Annotated in this window: 19 protein-coding genes; 17 read left to right on the top strand and 2 right to left on the bottom strand. The window is 72.3% G+C overall.

From position 1 onward, the window contains the following. The 8 genes from ABZV00_RS27255 to ABZV00_RS27220 all read left to right on the top strand — a co-directional run bounded on the left by ABZV00_RS27255 (position 1) and on the right by ABZV00_RS27220 (position 8055). Complete coding sequence (locus ABZV00_RS27255) at positions 1-333, top strand: YlxR family protein (RefSeq protein WP_328424648.1); 333 nt, start codon at positions 1-3, stop codon at positions 331-333. A 93-nt stretch (positions 334-426) separates the two neighbouring features. After that, positions 427-3435: a translation initiation factor IF-2 gene (gene infB / locus ABZV00_RS27250; RefSeq protein ID WP_355610983.1), complete on the top strand. Its 3009-nt coding sequence runs from the start codon at positions 427-429 to the stop codon at positions 3433-3435. Between the two features lie 91 nt (positions 3436-3526). Next, positions 3527-3823: a DUF503 domain-containing protein gene (locus ABZV00_RS27245; protein ID WP_328424652.1), complete on the top strand. Its 297-nt coding sequence runs from the start codon at positions 3527-3529 to the stop codon at positions 3821-3823. Positions 3824-3949: 126 nt separating this feature from the next. After that, positions 3950-4441 carry a 30S ribosome-binding factor RbfA gene (gene rbfA / locus ABZV00_RS27240; protein WP_328424653.1) on the top strand — a complete coding sequence of 164 codons (492 nt, stop codon included), beginning with the start codon at positions 3950-3952 and terminating at the stop codon, positions 4439-4441. Then, positions 4438-5496, top strand: coding sequence for a bifunctional oligoribonuclease/PAP phosphatase NrnA (locus tag ABZV00_RS27235; protein ID WP_328424654.1), 1059 nt, complete (start codon positions 4438-4440; stop codon positions 5494-5496). Before rbfA ends, ABZV00_RS27235 begins: the two co-directional genes overlap by 4 nt. 95 nt (positions 5497-5591) lie before the next feature. Continuing rightward, positions 5592-5999 (top strand): hypothetical protein, encoded by a 408-nt coding sequence (locus tag ABZV00_RS27230; RefSeq protein ID WP_328424655.1) that lies wholly within the window; start codon positions 5592-5594, stop codon positions 5997-5999. After that, positions 5999-6208 carry a DUF6186 family protein gene (locus tag ABZV00_RS27225; protein WP_328426356.1) on the top strand — a complete coding sequence of 70 codons (210 nt, stop codon included), beginning with the start codon at positions 5999-6001 and terminating at the stop codon, positions 6206-6208. Before ABZV00_RS27230 ends, ABZV00_RS27225 begins: the two co-directional genes overlap by 1 nt. A gap of 533 nt (positions 6209-6741) precedes the next feature. Then, complete coding sequence (locus tag ABZV00_RS27220) at positions 6742-8055, top strand: MATE family efflux transporter (RefSeq protein WP_355610978.1); 1314 nt, start codon at positions 6742-6744, stop codon at positions 8053-8055. A gap of 21 nt (positions 8056-8076) precedes the next feature. Here the strand turns inward: ABZV00_RS27220 and ABZV00_RS27215 are convergent, their stop codons facing one another. Continuing rightward, entirely contained in the window at positions 8077-9099 is a 1023-nt protein-coding gene (locus tag ABZV00_RS27215; RefSeq protein ID WP_355610975.1) for a hypothetical protein, read from the bottom strand. A gap of 59 nt (positions 9100-9158) precedes the next feature. Here ABZV00_RS27215 and truB point away from each other — a divergent pair, with 59 nt between their 5' ends. The 7 genes from truB to ABZV00_RS27180 all read left to right on the top strand — a co-directional run bounded on the left by truB (position 9159) and on the right by ABZV00_RS27180 (position 17064). After that, positions 9159-10082 (top strand): tRNA pseudouridine(55) synthase TruB, encoded by a 924-nt coding sequence (gene truB, locus ABZV00_RS27210; protein WP_355610972.1) that lies wholly within the window; start codon positions 9159-9161, stop codon positions 10080-10082. A gap of 75 nt (positions 10083-10157) precedes the next feature. Continuing rightward, on the top strand, positions 10158-11087 hold the full coding sequence (locus tag ABZV00_RS27205) for a bifunctional riboflavin kinase/FAD synthetase (protein WP_355610969.1): 930 nt from the start codon (positions 10158-10160) through the stop codon (positions 11085-11087). A gap of 201 nt (positions 11088-11288) precedes the next feature. Then, positions 11289-11558 carry a 30S ribosomal protein S15 gene (gene rpsO, locus ABZV00_RS27200; protein WP_074317913.1) on the top strand — a complete coding sequence of 90 codons (270 nt, stop codon included), beginning with the start codon at positions 11289-11291 and terminating at the stop codon, positions 11556-11558. Positions 11559-11784: 226 nt separating this feature from the next. Beyond that, positions 11785-14181, top strand: coding sequence for a polyribonucleotide nucleotidyltransferase (locus ABZV00_RS27195; RefSeq protein ID WP_355610966.1), 2397 nt, complete (start codon positions 11785-11787; stop codon positions 14179-14181). 47 nt (positions 14182-14228) lie between these two features. Beyond that, positions 14229-15626, top strand: a complete 1398-nt coding sequence (locus tag ABZV00_RS27190; RefSeq protein ID WP_355610963.1) for a pitrilysin family protein — start codon at positions 14229-14231, stop codon at positions 15624-15626. 116 nt (positions 15627-15742) lie between these two features. Then, positions 15743-16516 carry a 4-hydroxy-tetrahydrodipicolinate reductase gene (gene dapB, locus ABZV00_RS27185; RefSeq protein WP_328424667.1) on the top strand — a complete coding sequence of 258 codons (774 nt, stop codon included), beginning with the start codon at positions 15743-15745 and terminating at the stop codon, positions 16514-16516. 77 nt (positions 16517-16593) lie between these two features. Then, positions 16594-17064: a GNAT family N-acetyltransferase gene (locus ABZV00_RS27180; RefSeq protein ID WP_355610960.1), complete on the top strand. Its 471-nt coding sequence runs from the start codon at positions 16594-16596 to the stop codon at positions 17062-17064. A 136-nt stretch (positions 17065-17200) separates the two neighbouring features. Here the strand turns inward: ABZV00_RS27180 and ABZV00_RS27175 are convergent, their stop codons facing one another. Further along, a complete protein-coding gene (locus ABZV00_RS27175) occupies positions 17201-19303 on the bottom strand; it encodes a glycogen debranching N-terminal domain-containing protein (RefSeq protein ID WP_355610957.1) in 2103 nt (700 codons plus the stop codon). A 146-nt stretch (positions 19304-19449) separates the two neighbouring features. Between ABZV00_RS27175 and ABZV00_RS27170 the strand changes: the two genes are divergently transcribed. Both ABZV00_RS27170 and ABZV00_RS27165 read left to right on the top strand, forming a co-directional pair. After that, a complete protein-coding gene (locus ABZV00_RS27170; protein WP_355610954.1) occupies positions 19450-20439 on the top strand; it encodes a LacI family DNA-binding transcriptional regulator in 990 nt (329 codons plus the stop codon). Between the two features lie 25 nt (positions 20440-20464). After that, positions 20465-21718 carry an extracellular solute-binding protein gene (locus ABZV00_RS27165; RefSeq protein ID WP_328424671.1) on the top strand — a complete coding sequence of 418 codons (1254 nt, stop codon included), beginning with the start codon at positions 20465-20467 and terminating at the stop codon, positions 21716-21718. Positions 21719-21727: the final 9 nt, after the last annotated feature.

Here is a 21727-nt window from a genome sequence, read left to right as displayed (position 1 = left end):
GTGGTACGACGCGCGCAGCCGGAGCGCACTTGTGTGGGTTGCCGGCAACGTGCGCCGGCCAGCGAATTGCTGCGGGTCGTAGCGATCGGGGACGAGGCTGGTCACAGCCTCCGGCCTGATCCGCTCCGCAGGCTGCCGGGTCGGGGAGCGAACATGCACCCGGATCCGGCCTGCTTCGCGCTGGCAGTGCGGCGCCGCGCCTTCGGGCGTGCGCTGCGCATCACCGGGGTCCCCGACCACGGTGCGCTGGCGGAGCACGTCGATGCGCCAACCACTACGTCCGGTCAGCCCGACCGGGCGAGGGTCGCTAGCAAGGTAGGACGACCGACATGAGCACACGATGAAGTCCCTGAAATGACCAGGCTTCAAGTGCACGAGTGAGGTCGCTGCGGGTGCTGCCCGCACGACCTCGGAGTGAGGAGTGCAGTGGCAGGCAAGGCCCGCGTACACGAGCTTGCAAAAGAGCTCGGGGTCGAGAGTAAGACCGTTCTCGCCAAGCTGAAGGAAATGGGCGAGTTCGTGAAGTCCGCGTCCAGCACCGTCGAGGCGCCAGTCGCCCGGCGGCTGCGTAACGCATTCGTCGCGTCCGCCGGTGCTTCGGCGCCGGCCGCCCCGTCGGCGCCCGCGCCGACTGCGGCGCCGGCTTCGACCCCGACGCCATCCCCGACCCCGGGCGCGCCCCGGGTCTCGGCCAAGCCGATGCCGCCCCGGCGGCCGTCGGCCCCGGCCCCGGCCCCGGGTCCGAAGCCCAAGGGCCCGGTTCCCGGTGCGCCGCAACCGGCGAGTGCCCACGACATCGAGGTGGCGGCCGCGGAGGCGCGTGCCGCCGCGCTGAAGGCTGAGCAGGAGGCCGCGGTCAAGGCCGCGCAGGCCGCCCGTCAGCAGCAGCGGGACAACGTCCGCCGGGAGCCTCCGGCAGACGGCAACCGTCCCGGCCCCGGCCCTCGGCCGGGTCCCACGGCGATGCCGCCCCGTCCCGGTTCACCGGCCGCCCGTCCGGGCACGCCGGCTCCGGGTCCGGGTGCCCGGCCCGGCGGTCGCCCGCCGGCGCGCGGCGCCGGTAACAACCCGTTCGGTATCCAGGGTGGCCAGCAGCAGCGGCCCCCGGCCGCTGGCGCGGGTGGTCCCCGGCCCAGTGGCCCGGCGGGTATGCCGCCGCGGCCGAGCCCGAACTCCATGCCGCCGCGGCCCAGCCCGGCGTCGATGCCGAGTCAGCGTCCGGCTGCCGGTCGTCCCGGTCCCGGTGGCGCTGGTCGCCCCGGTGGCGGTGGCGGCGCTGGTCGTCCCGGTGGCGGTGGCGGCGGCTTCCGCGGTGGTCCTGGCGGCGGTGCCGGTGGCGGCGGTGGTTACCGCGGTGGCCCCGGTGGCGGCGCGGGTGCCGGCGGTGGCGGTGGCTACCGTGGCGGTCCCGGCGGCGGTGGCGGTGCTCCCGGTGGCGGTTTCCGTCCGGGTGCTCCGTCCGGTGGCGGCGGTCGTCCGGGTGCCGGTGGTCGTGGTCGTGGCGGTGGCGCCGCGGGTGCCTTCGGGCGTCCGGGTGGCCGGCCGACGCGCGGTCGCAAGTCCAAGAAGCAGCGCAGACAGGAGTTCGACAACCTGTCGGCTCCGACCATGAGCTCGGGTGCTCCCCGGGGTCAGGGTCAGGTCGTCCGGCTCTCCCGTGGCGCCTCGCTGTCGGACTTCGCCGACAAGATCAACGCCAACCCGGGTTCGCTGGTCCAGGAGATGTTCAACCTGGGCGAGATGGTCACGGCGACCCAGTCCTGCTCGGACGACACCCTGCAGCTGCTGGGTGAGCACCTGGGCTTCGACATCCAGATCGTCAGCCCCGAGGACGAGGATCGCGAGCTGCTCGCGCAGTTCAACATCGACCTCGACGCGGAGGTGGCTGAGGAGCGTCTGGTCAGCCGTGCGCCGGTGGTGACCGTCATGGGTCACGTCGACCACGGTAAGACCAAGCTGCTCGACGCGATCCGCAAGGCGAACGTCGTGGCTGGCGAGGCGGGTGGCATCACCCAGCACATCGGTGCCTACCAGGTGCACGTCCCGCACGATGGCGTGGACCGCGCGGTGACCTTCATCGACACGCCGGGTCACGAGGCGTTCACCGCCATGCGTGCCCGTGGTGCGCAGGTGACGGACATCGTGATCCTGGTGGTCGCGGCCGACGACGGCGTGATGCCGCAGACCATCGAGGCGTTGAACCACGCCAAGGCGGCCGACGTGCCGATCGTGGTCGCGGTCAACAAGGTCGACAAGCCGGAGGCCAACCCGGACAAGGTCCGCCAGCAGCTGACCGAGTACGGCCTGGTCGCTGAGGAGTACGGCGGCGAGACCATGTTCGTCAACGTGGCAGCCAAGCCGGGCATCGGCATCGAGGAGCTTCTCGAGGCTGTCCTGCTGACCGCCGACGCGTCGCTGGAGCTGACCGCTCCGATCGACGGGCCGGCGCAGGGTGTGGCCATCGAGGCGCACCTGGACAAGGGTCGCGGTGCGGTGGCGACGGTGCTGGTGCAGAAGGGCACCCTGCGGGCGGGCGACTCGATCGTCGCCGGCGGGGCGCACGGCCGGGTTCGGGCCATGCTCGACGAGAACGGCAACCAGGTTGCCGAGGCCGGGCCGGCGCGTCCGGTCATGGTCCTGGGTCTGACCGCGCCGCCCGGCGCGGGTGACACGTTCCTCGCCGCGGCGGACGACCGTACGGTGCGGCAGATCGCCGAGCAGCGCCAGGCGCGGCGACGGGCGGCGGCATTCGCCAACTCCCGTGGTCGGGCCACCCTCGAGACGCTCATGGAGCAGCTCAAGGAGGGCGAGAAGACGTCGCTCAACCTCATCCTCAAGGGCGATGGCTCCGGTTCGGTGGAGGCCCTCGAGGACGCGCTGTTCAACCTCGACATCCCCGAGGAGGTCCAGCTCAAGGTCCTCGACCGGGGCGTCGGCGCGATCACCGAGAGCAACGTCATGCTCGCGAGCGCCTCGTCCGAGCCGGTCACGATCATCGGCTTCAACGTGCGGGCCTCGAACAAGGTCCGTGAGATGGCCGACCGCGAGGGCGTGGAGATCCGGTACTACACCGTCATCTACCAGGCCATCGAGGAGATCGAGGCTGCGCTCAAGGGCCTGCTCAAGCCGGAGTACGAGGAGGTCGAGCTGGGCAGCGCGGAGATCCGCGACGTCTTCCGCTCGTCCAAGATCGGCAACATCTCCGGTTGTATCGTCCGGTCGGGTGTCATCCGGCGCAACGCGAAGGCGCGCCTACTGCGGGACGGGACGGTCGTGGCGGACAACCTCACGATCAGCTCCCTGAAGCGGTTCAAGGACGACGCCACGGAGGTCCGCGAGGGCTTCGAGTGTGGTCTGACCCTGGGTGGTTACAACAACGTCCAGGCCGGCGACATCATCGAGACCTTCGAGATGCGGGAGAAGGTTCGCGCCTGATCCGGCAGTGACACGCTGATCAAGGGGTTTACGCCGAACCGGCGTAAACCCCTTGATCATGCAGGGCGGGTTGCCGGTATCGTCCGGGGCGATGTTTACCGGAACCGCGGTCTTCGACCTGCTGCTGCCGGGCGACTCCCGGTCGCTCAAAGCCAAGAGATCATATGTACGGCCGATCGTGGCGGCACTGCGCCGCTTCGAGGTGTCGGTCGCCGAGGTGGGAGCGCTCGACCTGCACGGTCGAGCGCAGATAGCGGTGGCCGTGGTGGCCGCCGAGGCGGCGCACGTCCGCGAGGTGCTGGACTCCTGCGAGCGTTTGGTGGCGGCTCGGCCCGAGGCCGAGTTGCTGTCGGTCCGGCGCCGGCTGTACGGCGCGGACGACGACTGACCAGGGTGCCGGCTGTGCCGGCGACCCGGTCCGGCCGCGAAGGTAATGTTCGAGATGTTGGCCGGTCGGCCGGCGGCCCCCGGGTCGCCGGGTCGGCCGGGAGCAGGACGCCGTGGAGGTGGCGAGATGTCTGATCCGGCCAAGGTACGCCGGCACGCGGAACGGGTGCGTGAGCTGGTTGCGTCGGTGGTGCGGAGCCAGATCAAGGACCCGCGGCTCGGCATGATCACGATCACCGACGCCCGGATCACCGCCGACCTGCGTGACGCGACGGTTTTCTACACGGTGCTCGGTGACGTGGCGGCCCAGTCGGACACGGCGGCGGCGCTGGAGAGCGCCAAGGGGATGCTGCGCAGCACGGTCGGCAAGGCGCTGGGGTTGCGGCACTCGCCGACGCTCACCTTCGTCCTAGACGACGTCCAGGACCAGGTCAAGCACATCGACGACCTGCTCGCCGCGGCCCGTAACGCCGATGCCGAGGTGCAGCGGCTCGCCGCCCAGGCGGAGTACGCGGGCGAGGCGCAGCCGTACCGGGTCGACGAGGAGGACGACGAGACGGACGAGGCCGACCAGGCCACCGACGTCGACGAGACCCCCCGGGGTGGGGAAGCGCGGTGACCGGCACCGCCGGCGCTCAATTCGCTACCGCGGTCGGCGCCGGCCCCACCGAGGCGGACTGGGCCGCGGCCGAGGCGTTGCTACGTGCTCTCCCGCCGACGGGCCGGGTGCTGCTGATCTGCCACGTCAACCCGGACGGCGACGCGCTGGGCAGCATGCTCGGCTTCGGTCTGGGCCTGCGCCAGTTCGGCGTACGCCGGTTGCAGGCGACCTTTCCCGGGCCGCCGGAGGTGCCCGAGCCGTTCCGTGGGCTCCCCGGGCTGGATCTGCTGGTCCCGGCGAGCGCTGCGGACGCCGACCCGGACCTGGTGATCTGCTTCGACGCGGCGAGCGAGTCGCGCCTCGGCGAGTTGGCCGGGCGGTTGTCGTCCGCCGGCTCGGCGCTGGTGCTCGACCACCACGCCTCCAACGGCGGCTTCGGCACGGTCAACCTGATCGACCCGACCGCTGCGGCGACGTCGGTGGTGGCGGAGCAGTTGCTGGCCCGGCTCGGCGTGGCGCTGGATCCGGCCATCGCCGAATGCCTCTACGTGGCGCTGACCACCGACACGGGCTCGTTCCGGTTCGAGGCGACCACCCCGGCGGTGCACCAGTTGGCCGCCCGGCTGCTGGCCACCGGCATCTCGCCCGGTGACATCTCCCGGCGGGTCTTCGACACCCGGCCCTTCGGCGCGGTCCGGCTCTTCGGTGAGGTGCTCGGCCGGGCTCGGCTGGAACCGGCCGCGGCCGACGGTCGAGGGTTGGTGTGGACGTTCGCCACGTTGGACGATCTGGCCCGGCACGACCAGCGGCCGTACGTGCTGGAGGCGTTGATCGACTCGGTGCGGTGCACCGCCGAGGCGGACGTGAGCTGCGTGCTGAAGCAGACCACGCCCGGCGAGTGGGCCGTGTCGATGCGCAGCAAGGGTGCGGTCGACGTCAGCCGGGTGGCGATCGCCCTGGGCGGCGGTGGCCATCGGTTCGCGGCGGGGTTCACCGGTCGGGGCACGGTCGATCAGGTGGTCGAGGCGATCCGGGGCCAGCTCGACACGGCGTTGATCCGTCCCGGCGTCTGACCTCGACGCCGCGCGTTCGCCCCGCAGGAAGATCAGGGTCAACTCCGGGGAGTGTTGGTCTTTCCGCGTTCCGTGAGACCGGGAAGAATTGCGGGATGGAGCAGCCGCACGACCTCACCCTGGAGGCCCCCCGCACCTGGGACCGGCCCGCCGTCTCCGTACCGGTACTCCTCTGCCTGTCGCTCGTCGGTGGCCGGTTCGCTTCGTTCTCCACCGAAGCCAACCTGTACACCCTCGGCACCGGCGGCGTGCTGATCTGGCTCGGTCTGAGCAACCGGGTGCCCCGCCGCCCGGCGCCGCGCCGGCTGGGCGTGGGCGCGGCCTGGTGGGCGCTGCCGGTGGTGGTCTTCGGGGTCTTCGAGGGCGTCACCTTCGTGATGGCGGTGGGCGACGACTTCCCCACCTTCTCCCGGCTGGCCGATCCCCTCCTGGAGGACCATCTCACCCGCTCGGCGGCCTGGTTCGCCTGGCTGGGGGCGTTCTGGGGGTTGGTGCGGCGATGATGCGGGCACTCGCGATCGGCGGTTTCATCACCGCGTTTGCGCTCTTCGCCGTGGTCGAGTGGTTGGCCCGCCGGGAGGGCTCCCGGATCCCCACGCTGGGCGAGGTCTGCGCGTACGTGATGCGCTACGAGGTCGGCCCCGTGCCGGTGGGCCGGATCGGTCTGTTCGGCTTCTGGTGGTGGCTGGGCTGGCACTTCCTGGCCCGCTGAGCCGGGCCCCGGGATGTCCAGATGGCGGGAACCGTGAGCAGTATGTGGACCTGAACGATAGCTTGGGAGACGGTCGGCATCGCGTTGCGGTGCAGGTCATGGGCGGTGGTGCCACACCTCGCGCTGCCTCCCTCCAGGGTCGGACCGACCCGGGCTCACGCTTCCCAGCCGGCTGCTCCGGTAACCCCGGACCGCCGTGGGGGCGCTCAGCACGACCGCCCGTGAGGGCCGCCGCGTGCCGGTGGCTCGCACCCTGGAAGGAGCGCCACCATGCCGAACAAGCCCAAGCCGGAGACCACCGACGACGCCCGCGAGCAGGCCCGCCGCGCGTTGCAGACGTCGATGGACACCCGCCAGTGACCCGATCCGTCCGGCGATGACGCCGCCGACGGCCTCCGTCCACGGCGTCACCGCCCGTCTGACCGCGCCTCGCACTGATCCCGCAAGCACGACGGCGTAGCCCCGCCGGTCGTCGCCGGTAAGTACTGGCCTACCTTGCGATCCTTACCTGGCTCGTGACAGGATCGCCGGCGATGGACACCAGCACGCTTGCCGCGTCCCCCCGCCGGATCGCCGGCCTCGCCCTGCCCGCCCTCGTGGTGCTGGCCGCCGAGCCGCTCTACGTGCTGGTCGATACGGCCGTGGTCGGTCACCTCGGCCGGGTGCCACTCGCCGCGCTCGCCGTCGGCGGCACGGTCATGACGCTCACCGCGTGGCTCGGCACCGTGGTCGCCTACGGCACCACCGGGCGATCGGCCCGCCGCTTCGGCGCCGGCGACCGGGCGGCGGCGGTGGCCGAGGGTGTCCAGTCGTCCTGGCTGGCGTTCGGCGTCGGGCTGCTGGTCGCCGTCGGCATGCAGTTCGGTGGGGGCGCGCTGGCCCGTACCCTCGCCGGAGGTGGCGGCGAGGTGGCCGACGCCGCCGCGCAGTGGCTGCGGATCGCGGCGCTCGGCGCCCCCGGCCTGCTGCTCGCCGCCGCCGGCAACGGCTGGCTGCGCGGAGTCCAGGACACCCGCCGCCCATTGGTCTTCGTGCTCGGCCCCAACCTGCTCTCCGCGCTGCTCTGCCCGCTGCTGGTCTACCCCGGTGGGCTCGGCCTGGTGGGTTCGGCGGTGGCCAACGTGATCGCGCAGACGCTCGCCGGGGTGCTCTTCGCCGCGGCGCTGGTCGCCGAGCGGGTGTCGCTGCGACCCCAGCCCCGGCTGATCCGCCAGCAGTTGGTGCTCAGCCGGGACCTGCTGATCCGTGGCGTGGCGTTCCAGGCCAGCTTCCTCTCCGCCACCGCCGTCGCCGCCCGCTTCGGCGCCGCCGCCGTCGGCGCCCACCAGATCGCGCTCCAGCTCTGGTTCTTCACCGCGCTGGTGCTCGACGCGCTGGCCATCGCCGCGCAGTCCCTGGTGGGCGCCGCCCTCGGGGCCGGCGACGAGGCGGGCGCCCGGGCGCTGGCCCGCCGGATCGCGCTGCTCGGCGGCGTCTGCGGCGTCGCCTTCGCGCTGCTCATCGCCGCCGGCGCCGGCGTCGTGCCGTCGTGGTTCAGCTCCGACCCGGGGGTACGCGAGCAGGCCATGGTGGCCTGGCCCTGGTTCGTGGCCATGCAGCCGCTGGCCGGGGTGGTGTTCGCGCTCGACGGCGTGCTGATCGGCGCTGGCGACGTGCGTTACCTGCGCAACCTCACCATCGTGGCGGCGCTCGGCGGCTTCCTGCCGGCCATCTGGCTGGCGTACGGGCTCGACCTCGGGCTGGGCGGCATCTGGGCCGGGCTCACCCTGTTCGTGGTGATCCGGCTGGTCGCCCTGCTGTTGCGAATGCGCGACGGCCGCTGGGCGGTTGTCGGCGCGGTCCGCTGACCGGGTCGCCGGGCCCGCCGGTCAGCATTCCTCGCCGTCGCCGGGACGCCAGCCCGGGCCGTAGATGTCCCCGGTCGGTGCCGCCGCCGGCAGGCGTCGTTGCGGCTCAACCTCCAGGTCGATCAGGCCTTTCCGGAGCGCCGGGCAGGTGGCGTTGAGCACGGTGACGTCGGCGCTCTCCACCCAGAGCCCGCGCGAGGTCGACCGAACGTCCTCCGGATGCGGTACGTGCCAGACCACCTCGTCCCGAAGGGTGACGAGTTCGGCGCCGGGCGGGTACGCCTGCGGTCGGGGCAGGTCGAAGGAGTAGACCCAGATGAACCGGGTGGAGATCTCCAGCACCCGGATCCCGTCGTGGTCGACGGTCGACCGGTACTGCACGGTGCCGCTGGCCCGAATGCCGTCCCTGAACTCCAACTCTGGGGACGCGTCGCGGTCGGTCCGGGTGGCGTAGCCCAGGCTCGCGCCCTCCGCGAACTCCTTACGCACGTGGTCCCGGTCTTCCGGCGCCAGCAGGGCGAGGAACTTGTCGGGCTTACCGAGGAGCATCGAGACATCGAGCCGACCCTGGACCAGCGCCTGCTTGACCATCGCCAGCGCGTCGGCAACCTGCTTGGCGGTGAACGGGGCGGCGGCCCGGGCCGCAGGCAGGGTGATGGCGGCCTCGCCCACGGCGTACTTCTCGGCCGGCGTGGCGACGAACGGCCCGAGGCTGTTGCCACTCTCGTCGACCGGCCGCGGCGCCGGCGAGGGTGACCTGGCCAGTCCCGGCCGCAGCGGCTCTCCGTTGTGGATCCGCTGCACGGCGCTGAATCCGCTCCAGCCCAGGATGGCCACCAGCACCAGGGCGACCACCGCGCCGACGCCGCCGAGCAGCTTTCCGGCGTGCCGCTCCCACAGCAGTCGGAGCCGATCCCGCCGGGTCAACGCGTGTTCCGTCGCGGGCTCCCGCATCCAGTCCGGTACCCGGATCCGCTCGGGTTCGGTGGCGACGCTGTATCGGGCCACGGTGGTGGGCGGGCTGGCGGGGTCTTCGCTGGTCATCTGTCGTCCTGGGTCGACGGGAGCGGGCGAGTGATCTTCGCATCCGGCACGCCGCCCTGGTGCCCCGTCGCCGGGCCGGTCTGGCAGGCTTGGGCGTCGTGAGCACCGATGGTCTGATCGTGGTCGACAAGCCCGGCGGCATGACGTCGCACGACGTGGTGGCGCGGATCCGCCGGCTGGCGAAGACACGGAGGGTCGGGCACGGCGGCACCCTCGACCCGATGGCCACCGGTGTGCTGGTGATCGGGGTGGGCCGGGCCACCCGACTGCTGACCTACGTGATCGGCGCCGGCAAGAGCTACACCGGCACCATCCGACTCGGCCAGGCCACCATCACCGACGACGCCGAGGGCGACGTGATCGCCAGCACCCCGGCGGGTCAGGTCACCGACGACGGGATCCGTGCCGCGCTGAGCGCGTTGACCGGTGAGATCGACCAGGTGCCGAGCGCGGTCAGCGCCATCAAGATCGACGGGCAGCGGGCGTACAAGCGGGTGCGCGACGGGGAGACCGTCGAGCTGCCGGCGCGGCGGGTCACCATCTCCCGGCTGGAGGTGCTGGCGATCCGCCGCACCGAGCCGGACGTGGTGGACGTGGACGTGGACGTGACCTGCTCCTCCGGGACGTACATCCGGGCCATCGCCCGGGACGCGGGCCTGGCGCTGGGGGTCGGTGGCCACCTGACCGCGCTGCGGCGGACCGCGGTGGGCGGCTTCACCCTCGCCGAGGCGGCCACCCTCGACGAGCTGGAGCAGCGCGCCCCGGACGTGGTCAACCTGCCGCTGGACGCGGCCGCTGACCGGTTCTTCCCGCGCCGGGAGGCCACGCCCGACGAGGCTCGGGTGCTCGCCCACGGCGGTCCGCTGGACCCGACCGGCCTCGCCGGGCCGTACGCCGTCTTCGGGCCGGCCGGCGGACTGATCGCTATCGTCAGCGAGCGGGACGGCCGGGCCCGCGCGGAGATCGTGCTCGCCCCGGCCTGACGGCGGGGCGCAGGTCCGCCGGCCAGCGGCCGGCGATGTCACCCGCCGGTCGGCGGGCCAGCAGGGAGGAGCGGCATGCAGCGGTGGCGGGGGTACGACGCGGCGCCCGGTGGGTGGGGGCGCTCGGTCGTCACCATCGGCGTCTTCGACGGCGTGCACAAGGGGCACCAGTCGACCATCGGGCACGCGGTGGCCCGGGCCCGGGAGTTGGGCGTGCAGTCGGTGGTGGTCACCTTCGACCCGCACCCGGCCGAGGTGGTCCGCCCCGGCTCGCATCCGGCGGTGCTCACCGAGCCGGCCCGCAAGGCGGAGCTGATCGAGGCGCTCGGCGTGGACGTGCTCTGCGTGGTGCCGTTTACCCCGGAGTTCTCCCGGCTGCCGGCCGAACAGTTCGTGCACGACATCCTGGTCGAGCACCTGCACGCGGCGCTGGTGGTGGTCGGCAGCAACTTCCGCTTCGGGCACCGGGCGGCCGGCGACGTGGCACTTCTGGAGCGGCTCGGCCGCACCTTCGGTTTCGGCGTGGAGGGCGGCCCGCTGGTCGCCGAGGACGGGACCGTCTTCTCCTCCACGTACATCCGCTCCTGCGTCGATGCGGGCGACGTGGGCGCGGCGGCGGCCGCACTGGGTCGCCCGCATCGGTTGGAGGGCGTGGTGGTCCGCGGCGACCAGCGCGGGCGGGAGCTGGGCTTCCCCACCGCCAACCTGCTCTGCCACCGGTACGCGGCGGTGCCCGCCGACGGGGTGTACGCGGCCCGGCTGGTCCGTCGCGGGCAGCGCGAGCCGCTGATGGCAGCGGTGTCGGTGGGCACCAACCCGACCTTCTCCGGCCGGGAGCGGCGGGTGGAGGGGTACGCGCTGGACTTCGACGGCGACCTCTACGGCGAGCGGCTGGCCCTGGACTTCGTGGCGCACCTGCGCGGACAGATCCGGTACGACTCGATCGAGCCGTTGATCGCCCAGATGGAACAGGACGTCGTACGCACCCGGCGCGCTCTGGCCTGATCGTCGCGCGAGACGATGCGGCCTCGGCCGAGCCCTTGACCGGGTGCTATCGGCGAGTGCTGGTAGTCTTGCGGAGACGTCGGGTGACCGGCGTGGGGCCTCGCGTGCCTGCTCGACGCCGCGGGTGCGAGGTACCGGTCCGTTCCCGGTCCACCGGGACGACGGACACCTACTTGATCAACCCACCGAAACAGGGAGAACATGGCGCTCGACCAGGAAGCCAAGGCCACGATCCGTGCGGAGTACGCGACCGCCGAGGGCGACACCGGTTCGCCGGAGGTCCAGGTTGCGGTCCTCACCAAGCGGATCGCTGAGCTGACCGAGCACCTGAAGGTGCACAAGCACGACCACCACAGCCGCCGTGGGCTGCTGCTGCTGGTCGGCCGGCGCCGTCGGCTGCTCAACTACGTCCAGAAGAAGGACATTGCCCGCTACCGGTCGCTCATCGAGCGGCTCGGCCTGCGCCGGTGACGTGACGGGGGAGTGGCCGACCGGCCGCTCCCCCGATCGGCGTCCCACCTGAAGAACACGGGCCGCGCGACCACCCGAGAGGGAGCCGGTCAGCGTACCGGTCTCCGGTAGTGGCCCCCGGGAACCCCGGCATCATGCCGGCCACCCGGGCGCTTCGATCGAAGACCGGCCGGCTGAGCAGCTCCCCAATGTCGTGGGCCCACGACGCGAAGGAGCACGACAGCACATGACCGAGACCACACTCGGCACCGAATCCCGTACCGCTGTGATCGACAACGGGTCCTTCGGCACCCGTGAGATCACCTTCTCCACCGGCCGGCTCGCCCGCCAGGCCGCCGGTTCCGTCATCGCCCAGCTGGGTGAGACGGTCGTTCTCTCCGCCACCACCGCCGGTAAGCACCCGAAGGAGCAGTTCGACTTCTTCCCGCTGACCGTCGACGTCGAGGAGCGGATGTACGCCGCGGGCCGGATCCCCGGCTCGTTCTTCCGTCGTGAGGGCCGGCCCAGCGAGGACGCGATCCTCACCTGCCGGCTGATCGACCGGCCGCTGCGCCCGTCCTTCGTCAAGGGCCTGCGCAACGAGGTCCAGGTCGTCGAGACCATCCTCGCGCTCGACCCGCAGCACCCGTACGACGTCGTGGCCATCAACGCCGCCTCGATGTCGACCAAGCTGTCGGGTCTGCCGTTCTCCGGCCCGATCGGTGCGACCCGGGTCGCCCACATCGACGGCCAGTGGGTTGCCTTCCCGACCCTGGAGGAGCTGGCCCGGGCCACCTTCGACATGGTCGTGGCTGGCCGCACGCTCGAGGACGGCGACGTCGCGATCATGATGGTCGAGGCCGAGGCCACGCCGAACGCGGTCGCCCTGATCGCGGGCGGCGCCGTCGCGCCGACCGAGGAGATCGTGGCCAGCGGCCTGGAGGCCGCCAAGCCCGCCATCCGCGAGCTGTGCCGCGCGCAGAGCGAGCTGGCCGAGGTCGCCGCCAAGCCGGTCACCGAGTTCCCGGTGTTCCTGGACTACCAGGACGACGTGTACGACGCGGTGGCCGACCTGGCCCGCGGCGACGTGGCCGAGGCGATCACCATCGCCGGCAAGGCGGACCGCGAGGAGGCCCTGGACCGGGTCAAGGCCCGGGTCGCCGAGGAGCTGGGCGGTCGGTTCGAGGGTCGGGAGAAGGAGCTCAGCGCCGCCTTCCGGTCGCTGACCAAGTCCGAGGTGCGCAACCGGGTGCTGCGCGAGCAGGTCCGGATGGACGGCCGCGGCCCGCGTGACATCCGGTCGCTGACCGCCGAGGTCGGCGTGCTGCCCCGGGTACACGGTTCGGCGCTGTTCGAGCGGGGCGAGACCCAGATCCTGGGCGTCACCACGCTGAACATGCTCCGCATGGAGCAGATGGTGGACACGCTGTCCCCCGAGAACCGCAAGCGCTACATGCACAACTACAACTTCCCGCCGTACTCGACCGGTGAGACCGGCCGGGTCGGCTCGCCGAAGCGGCGCGAGATCGGCCACGGCGCACTCGCCGAGCGGGCGCTGATCCCGGTGCTGCCGTCGCGCGAGGAGTTCCCGTACGCCATCCGGCAGGTCTCCGAGGCGCTCGGCTCCAACGGCTCCACCTCGATGGGTTCGGTCTGCGCCTCGACGCTGGGCCTGCTCTCCGCGGGTGTGCCGCTGAAGGCGCCGGTCGCCGGCATCGCCATGGGCCTCATCTCCGACGAGGTGGACGGCAAGACCCAGTACGTGACGCTGACCGACATCCTCGGTGCCGAGGACGCGTTCGGTGACATGGACTTCAAGGTCGCCGGTACGCCGGACTTCGTCACCGCGCTCCAGCTCGACACCAAGCTCAACGGCATCCCGTCGGACGTGCTGGCCGCCGCGTTGCAGCAGGCGAACGAGGCCCGGCAGGTCATCCTCGGCGTGATGAAGGCGGCGATCGAGGCTCCGGCCGAGATGTCGGACTACGCGCCGCGGGTCACCACCGTCAAGATCCCGGTCGACAAGATCGGCATGGTGATCGGCCCGAAGGGGCAGACCATCAACGCGATCCAGGACGAGACCGGCGCCGAGATCTCCATCGAGGACGACGGCACGATCTACGTCGGCGCCACCAACGGCCCGTCGGCCCAGGCGGCCGTCGACCGGATCAACGGGATCGCCAACCCGACGCTGCCGAAGCAGGGCGAGCGGTTCCTCGGCACGGTGGTCAAGACCGCCGCGTTCGGTGCGTTCATCTCGCTGCTGCCGGGTCGCGACGGCCTGCTGCACATCTCCAAGGTGGGCGACGGCAAGCGGGTCGAGCGCGTTGAGGACTTCCTCAACGTCGGCGACCGGGTCGAGGTCGAGATCGCGGACATCGACGCCCGCGGCAAGATCTACCTGGACAAGGTCCGCCCGGAGGGCGCCGAGGCGCCGGCCGCCGGTGAGGCCGCCGGTGGCGACCGTCCGGCTGGCCGGGACCGGGGCGACCGTGGCCCGCGTGACCGCGGTGACCGCGAGCGTGGCGGCGACCGGGGCGGGCGTGGCCCGGAGCGCGGCACTGGCGGCGGCGAGGGCGGCAACGGCGGCGGCGAGGGTGGCGAGGGCGGCGAGCGTCCGCGCCGCCGGACCCGGCACAGCTGATCGTCGTACATCGCATCACCCACCCCTCGTCGAACCGGGAGCAGTACGTGAGTCGGGCCTTCAGTGCGCCGTTTCCACCGGATCGACGGGGGGTGGCTGCGTCTCGGGACACCGGGGCGGGCCGCTCCGGCGGCACCGCCCGGGCGGTGACCCGGACGCTCAGCGACGACCCGCTGGGCGGCACGGTACGACGTACCGTGCTGCCCAGCGGCCTGCGCGTGCTCACCGAGGCGATCCCGGCGATGCGCAGCGTCTCCTTCGGCATCTGGGTGTCGGTCGGCTCGCGGGACGAGACCGGCCCGCAGGCCGGCGCCGCGCACTTCCTGGAGCACCTGCTCTTCAAGGGCACCCACAAGCGCACCGCGCTGGAGATCTCGTCGCAGATCGAGGCGGTGGGTGGTGAGACGAACGCCTTCACCACGAAGGAATACACCTGCTACTACGCCCGCGTGCTGGACGAGGACCTGCCGCTGGCGATCGACGTGATGTGCGACCTGGTCGCCGACTCGCTGCTGGAGCCGGCCGACGTGGAGACCGAGCGCGGCGTGATCCTCGAAGAGATCGCCATGCACGACGACGAGCCCGGTGACGAGGTGCACGACCTCTTCGCCCGCGCCGTCTACGGCGACCACCCGCTGGGCCGACTGATCTCCGGCACCGAGGAGACCGTCACGCCGATGACCCGGCGGCAGATCCAGAGCTTCTACCGGCGCCGCTACACCGCGCCGGAGATCGTCATCGCCGCGGCCGGCAACCTCGACCACGCCGCCGTGGTCAAGCTGGTCCGCCAGGCGGTGCGCGGCACCCCGCTGGACAGCGACCCGGCAACCCCGGCGCCGCACCGCGAGGCCACCCCGGCGGTACGAACCCGACCGGCCACCACCCTGGTGGAGCCGAAGGAGACCGAGCAGGCGCACGTCATCCTCGGCTGCCCCGGCATCGACCGCCTCGACGAGCGGCGCTTCGCCCTCGGGGTGCTCAACAACGTGCTCGGCGGCGGCATGTCCAGCCGGCTGTTCCAGGAGATCCGGGAGCAGCGCGGCCTGGCGTACTCGGTCTACTCCTACGCCAGCCAGTACGCCGACAGCGGCCTGTTCGCCGTCTACGCCGGCTGCGCGCCGGGCAAGGTGGACGAGGTGCTGGCCCTGACCCGCGCCGAGCTGGCCCGGGTGGCCGCCGACGGGTTGACCGAGGCCGAGGTTGCCCGGGGCAAGGGGATGAGCAAGGGCTCGTTCGTGCTCGGCCTGGAGGACACCGGTTCCCGGATGAGCCGGCTGGCCAAGGGAGAGCTGCTCTACGGCGACCTGATGCCGGTGGACGAGCTGCTCCGCCGTGTCGACGAGGTCACCGTGGCGGACGTGAACTCCCTCGCCGCGGAGCTGCTCAGCCGGCCGATGTCGTTGGCCGTGGTCGGCCCGTTCGGCGCCAGCGACTTCACCAACTGAGGGCTGCCGCCGTCCGTCGGGCGGGTGGTCCCGCCGCTGGGTGGGGGCGTCCCGGCACCTGGTGGGGACCCGATCCGGCCGGGGGTGCGCGTCCCGATTGGGATAGGTTGTGCCCCGTGACTGACGAGCAGGAGAGAAACCCGGCCGAGCCGCTGCGGGTCGGTGTGCTGGGTGCCCGGGGCCGGATGGGCATCGAGGTGTGCAAGGCGGTGGACGCCGCCGACGACCTTGAGCTCGTGGCGATGATCGACCAGGGTGACGGCCTCTTCGCCGCCTCCGACGCCGGCGCCGAGGTGGTCGTCGACTTCACCACGCCGGACGTCGTCATGGACAACCTGCACTGGTGCATCGATCAGGGCATCAACGCCGTGGTCGGCACCACGGGCTTCACCGAGCAGCGGCTGGAGCGGGTGCGCGGTTGGCTGGCCCGCAAGCCCGGCGTGGGCGTCGTGATCGCACCGAACTTCGGCATCGGCGCGGTGCTGATGATGCAGTTCGCCGCGCGGGCCGCCCGGCACTTCGAGTCCGTTGAGATCATCGAGCAGCACCACCCGCGCAAGCTGGACGCCCCGAGCGGCACGGCCACGCACACCGCCCGACAGATCGCCCGGGCCCGCGCCGAGGCCGGCCTCGGGCCGGTGCCGGACGCCACCAAGGACGAGGTGCCGGGCGCGCGGGGCGCCGAGATCGACGGGGTACGCGTACACGCCGTGCGCGCCACCGGGCTGGTCGCCCACCAGGAGGTGCTCTTCGGCACCACCGGCGAGACTCTGACCATCCGGCACGACTCGTACGACCGGGCGTCGTTCATGCCGGGCGTGCTGCTGGCCGTCCGCGCGGTGCCCAACCGTCCCGGCCTCACCGTCGCCCTGGACGCACTGCTCGACTGACCGCCGTTCGACGGGTGCGCCGGTGGCCGGTCGGAAACCTGGTCGCGGGTGGGGCGGGCCGATCCTAGGGTGCCTTCATGATCAATAGTGGACACCTGGACCGGGCCGGACGCCGGGTCACCCTGCGCCCGGTGGACGACGACAACTGGCGGGCGGTGGCCGACGTCGCCCCGCGCGACGACCAGCGCCGGTTCGTGGCCGCACTGGCCGCCCGCTACCTGCTGCTCAGCACCCGCTCCGAGGTGTGGACCTCGCTCGCGGTGTACGCCGACGAGACCGTCGTCGGCCACGTCATGTGGGGCGTGGACGACGACGGCTCGCACTGGATCGGCGGGATGGTGATCGACGCCGCCGAGCAGAACCGGGGCGTGGGACGGGCCACCGTGCAGACCCTGGCGACCTGGCTGGCCAGCAGGGACGGCAACCCCCCGGTCCGCCTCTCGTACCACCCCGACAACACCCAGGCCGCCCGCCTCTACACAGCCCTGGACTTCCACCCCACCGGCGCCATGGACGACGAGGAACTGATCGCCGAACGAACCCGCTGACCCACCCCCGCCCCACCCCCCTGCCCGGTCGATCATGGTGTTGTGGTGCCTCGCAGAAGGCGCGTATGCGGAGCTAATGCCCACCACAAGTCCATGATCGACCGGGCAGGGGGGTGGGGCGGAGGGTGGGGGGGGGTCAGTGGGGGAGGGGGGTGGTGGGGCGGCGTTGGGTGGGGACGGTTGGGGTCAGGGTGGTGGGTAGGCCGGTGAGGGTGGGGTGGCCGGTTCGGTCGACGGTGATGTTCACCGGTGCGCCGCCCAGTCGCAGGCCGTTGACCGTGAGCGCGCCGAGTTCGGCTCCGGCCAGCGGTGCCAGCCGGACCGTGCCGGCCGGCACGTCGGGGTAGAGCCCGGTGGCGGCCTGGAGCAGCAGCACCGCGCTGGCCGCGGCCCAGGCCTGCGGCCGGCACGCCGCCGGGTACGGCACCGGGCGGTTCACCAGCGACCGGTCGTCTCCGCCGTACAGCTCGGGCAGCCGGTAGTCGAACGCCTCGGCCGCGGTGAGCAGACCTTCGGCCAGGCTGAGCGCGGCGTCGCGGTGCCCGGCCCGGGCCAGCCCGGCGAGCACGATCGCGGTGTCGTGCGTCCAGATGGAGCCGCAGTGGTACGACAGCGGGCTGAAGCCGGCGTCGTCGGTGGACATGGTCCGCAGCCCGAAGCCGCCGGCGAGCGCGTCGGTGGTGAGCAGGCGCGCGACCTGGTCCTCCTCGTCGCCGCTGAGCAGGCCGGTGCCGAGCAGGTGGCCGATGTTGCTGGTCAGCGAGTCGACCGGGCGCTTGTCCCGGTCGAGGGCCAGCGCGGGCTGCGGGCCGTACCGGCCGTCGACCCAGAAGCTGTCCCGGAACCTGCGGGCCAGCGCGGCGGCGTGCGCGCGCCAGCGGTCCCCGCCCGGGCGACCGAAGGCGTCCAGCAGCGCGGCGCCGTTCACCGCCGCCTCGTGCGCGTACCCCTGCACCTCGGCCAGCACGATGGGTGCGGTGGCCAGGGAGCCGTCGTGGAACCGGACGGCGTCGCCGGAGTCCTTCCAGCCCTGGTTGGACAGTCCGTGGCCGGTGGTGTCGACGTACTCGACCAGCCCGTCGCCGTCGGGGTCGGCGTGCTCGCCGAGCCAGCGCAGTGCCGCCTCCAGGTACGGCAGCAGCGGCTCGATCTGCTCGGCCGGCAGACCCCAGCGCCAGGCGTCGTGCAGCAGGTTGACCCAGAGCATGGTGGCGTCGACGGTGCCGTAGTAGGCCGGTGGCAGGCGCAGCCCGTCGTCGGGCAGTGCGAACTCGTGCCGGCGCAACTCGTGCAGGATCTTGCCCGGGGCCTCGCCGGTGGCCGGGTCGATCCGGGTGCCCTGTCGGCGGGCGAGCACCCTGAGGGTGCCGGCGGCCAGGTCGGTGCCGAGCGGCAGCATCATCCGGGCGGCCCAGAGGCTGTCCCGGCCGAACAGGGTGAGGAACCAGGGCACCCCGGCACCGAGGAAGACGTCCCGTGGGGCGCCGGTCTCGGCCAGTCGCAGCCCGCGCAGGTCGTCCAGGCTGCGGTCGAGCAGCCGGACCAGCCGCCGGTCGTCCGCGGTCACCTCGGGTCGGGACCAGTCCGGCTCGCCAGCCGGGCCGACGACCACGGCGCGCGGGTCCTCGACGGTCAGGTGCCAGCGCAGCACCGTCTCGCCGCCGGGGGGCAGCTCGACAGGCCAGGCCAGCCGGGGTGCGGTGATCCGCTCATCGGTGGCGAGCACGTCGGCACCCGCGCCGGTGACGGTGACGGTGATCCCCTCCGCCGACCAGGTGAGGACGCCGGGCTGGCCGGTCTTGGCCTCCAGTGGCGTCGCGGCGCCACCGGACTTGACCACCTCGATGGGCGCCAGGTCGCAGCCGAGGTCGACGCTGACGGTGGCGCGTACTCCGACCGTGGCGGTGGAGACGATCCGCAGCTCCTCGGTGAGGCCGTTGCGGGTGGCCCGGCGGAGCCGGTCGATCCGGACGGTGGGGTCGGGCACGGGGTCGCCGAGCCAGCGCGCAAGGCTCACGAAGCGGACGCCGTGCGGGCCGTCGTCGCCGCGGGTCAGCCCTTCCAGCTCCCGGTCGTCGACGCGTAGCTCCGCCCGGGAGAGCACGCGGGCGTCGGCGTGGAAGACGCCCTGGACGCCGGTCGGGCGGATCTGCCCGGTCGCGTCCCCCAGCGCGCTGGTCGGGGCGAGGACCACCCCGACCAACTCGTGCAGGAGGGGTTGCAGCTGGCGTTCGATCACGGTGTGGCTCCAGATCCTGAGGGTGCGGGGCGGACGTCTTGACAACGCAGCCCCCGGCGGTGCAAAGTGCGAAACATTCCAGAAACTTGAACGATCTAATCCTGCCTTATCCAGATTGGATCGTTCAAGATGGCGAGAGGGATTTAGTGGCTGAAAAGGTGACCATCGCCACGGTGGCCCAGCACGCCCGAGTGAGCCGGCAGACGGTGTCCAACGTGCTCAACGCCCCGCACATCGTGCGGGAGGAGACCCGGCTGCGGGTCGAGGACGCGATCAGCGCGCTCGGCTACCGGGCCAACCAGGCCGCCCGACAGATGCGCACCGGCCGGTCCCGTCTCATCGCCGCCCGGATCGAGCCCACTCGCGATGGAATCAACGGCTCGGTGCTCGACCGCTTCCTGCACGGCCTCACCGAGACCGCCGATGCCGCCGGCTATCGGGTGCTGCTCTACACCGCCACCGACGACGAGCGGGAGATCGCCACCTACAACGACCTGCTCGGGACGTACGAGCTGGACGCGTTCGTGCTCGTCGGCACGAAGTACGGCGACCCGCGTACCGCCTGGCTGGCCGGCCGGGACGTGCCGTTTGTGACCTTCGGCCGGCCGTGGGACGCACTCGACGCCCACCCCTGGGTGGACGTGGACGGCGCCGCCGGCACCGCCCAGGCCACCCGGCACCTGCTGGCCGGCGGGCACCGGCGGATCGCCTTCATCGGCTGGCCGCTCGGCTCCGGCGTCGGCGACGACCGCCGGGCCGGCTGGCGCGACGCGCTGCGCGCGGCCGGCGTCGACCCGACCGGGCTGCACCGGGAGACCGAGGACGGCATCGCTGAGGGCGAGCGGCTGATGCGCGACCTGCTCGTCGCCGTGGCGCCGACCGCCGTGGTCTGCGCCAGCGACTCGCTAGCCCTCGGCGCCCTCCAGGCGATCCGCGGCACCGACCCGCCCGTGTCGGTGATCGGCTTCGACGACACGCCGGTGGCTGCGGCGGTGGGGCTGGCCAGCGTCAGCCAGCCGCTCGGCGAGGCCGCCGCCCGCTGCGTGGACCTGCTCACCGGGGTCCTCGACGGCAACCACGAGACGCCCACCCACGTGCTGCTCCAGCCCGCGCTGGCGCTCCGGCACACCGCCTAGTCCCTTCCCCCCACCAGGAGAAACCATGGCACCTCGAACCCTCACCCGGGCGGCGGTGGCCGGCCTTGCCGCCGTCGCACTCCTCGGCTCCGCGGCCTGCGGCAGCGGCTTCGACGACTCGTCCGGCGACGCCGCCCAGTCCAGCAGCGGGCCGGCCAGCCTGCAGATCCTGATCGGCTCCTCGGGCGAGGCCGAGACCAAGGCCGTCCAGGACGCTGCGGCGAAGTGGGCCGGCAGCTCCGGTAACACCGCCACGGTCACCCCGGCGCAGGACCTCACCCAGCAGCTCGGCCAGGCCCTTGCCGGTGGCACCCCGCCGGACGTCTTCTACGTCGACGCGGCCCGGTTCGCCGACTACGCCAGCGTCGGCGCGCTGGAGCCGTACGGCGACAAGGTCAGCAACTCGGGCGACTTCTACGAGAGCCTGCGCACCACGTTCTCCTACGACGGCAAGCTCTACTGCGCGCCGAAGGACTTCTCCACCCTGGCCCTGCAGATCAACACCGACCTGTGGGCCAAGGCCGGGCTGACCGACGCCGACGTGCCGACCACCTGGGACCAGCTCACCACGACCGCCCAGAAGATCAAGGCCAAGGGGCAGGTCCCGCTGGCCCTCGGCGATACCCGGGACCGGATCGGCGCCTTCATGGTGCAGAACGGTGGCTGGCTGCTGAGCAAGGACGGCAAGCAGCCCACCGCCGACACTCCGGAGAACCTCGCCGCACTCCAGTACGTCAAGACCATGCTCACCGGTGGCCTGGCCAAGTTCCCGAAGCAGCTCGACGCCGGCTGGTCCGGTGAGGCGTTCGGCAAGGGCAAGGCCGTGATGACCATCGAGGGCAACTGGATCAAGGGCGCCCTGCAGAACGACTTCCCGAACGTCAAGTACAAGGTCGTCCCGCTGCCGGCCGGTGCGAAGGGCCAGGGCACGCTCTCCTTCACCCAGTGCTGGGGCATCGCGGCGAAGAGCAAGTTCAAGGACCAGGCGATCAAGTTCGTCGAGGCGATGACCAGCGGCGAGCAGCAGATGGCCTTCGCCAAGGCGTTCGGCGTGATGCCGTCCCGGCAGTCGGTGCGCGACCAGTACACCGCCGCCTTCCCGGCGGACAAGCCGTTCATCGACGGTGCCGCGTACGCCCAGGGTCCGGTGAACGCCCCGAAGATGGACAGCGTCCTCAGTGAGCTCGACACCGGTCTGCAGGGCCTGACCAACGGCGACCCGAAGACGGTGCTGCAGAACTTCGACAAGAACGCCAAGGCGGCACTCGGCGGCAGCTGAGGTGACGGC

It is taken from the genome of Micromonospora sp. NPDC005173 (assembly GCF_040608515.1).
Classification (GTDB): Bacteria; Actinomycetota; Actinomycetes; order Mycobacteriales; family Micromonosporaceae; genus Micromonospora.
This window is presented reverse-complemented; position numbering and strand designations above follow the sequence as displayed.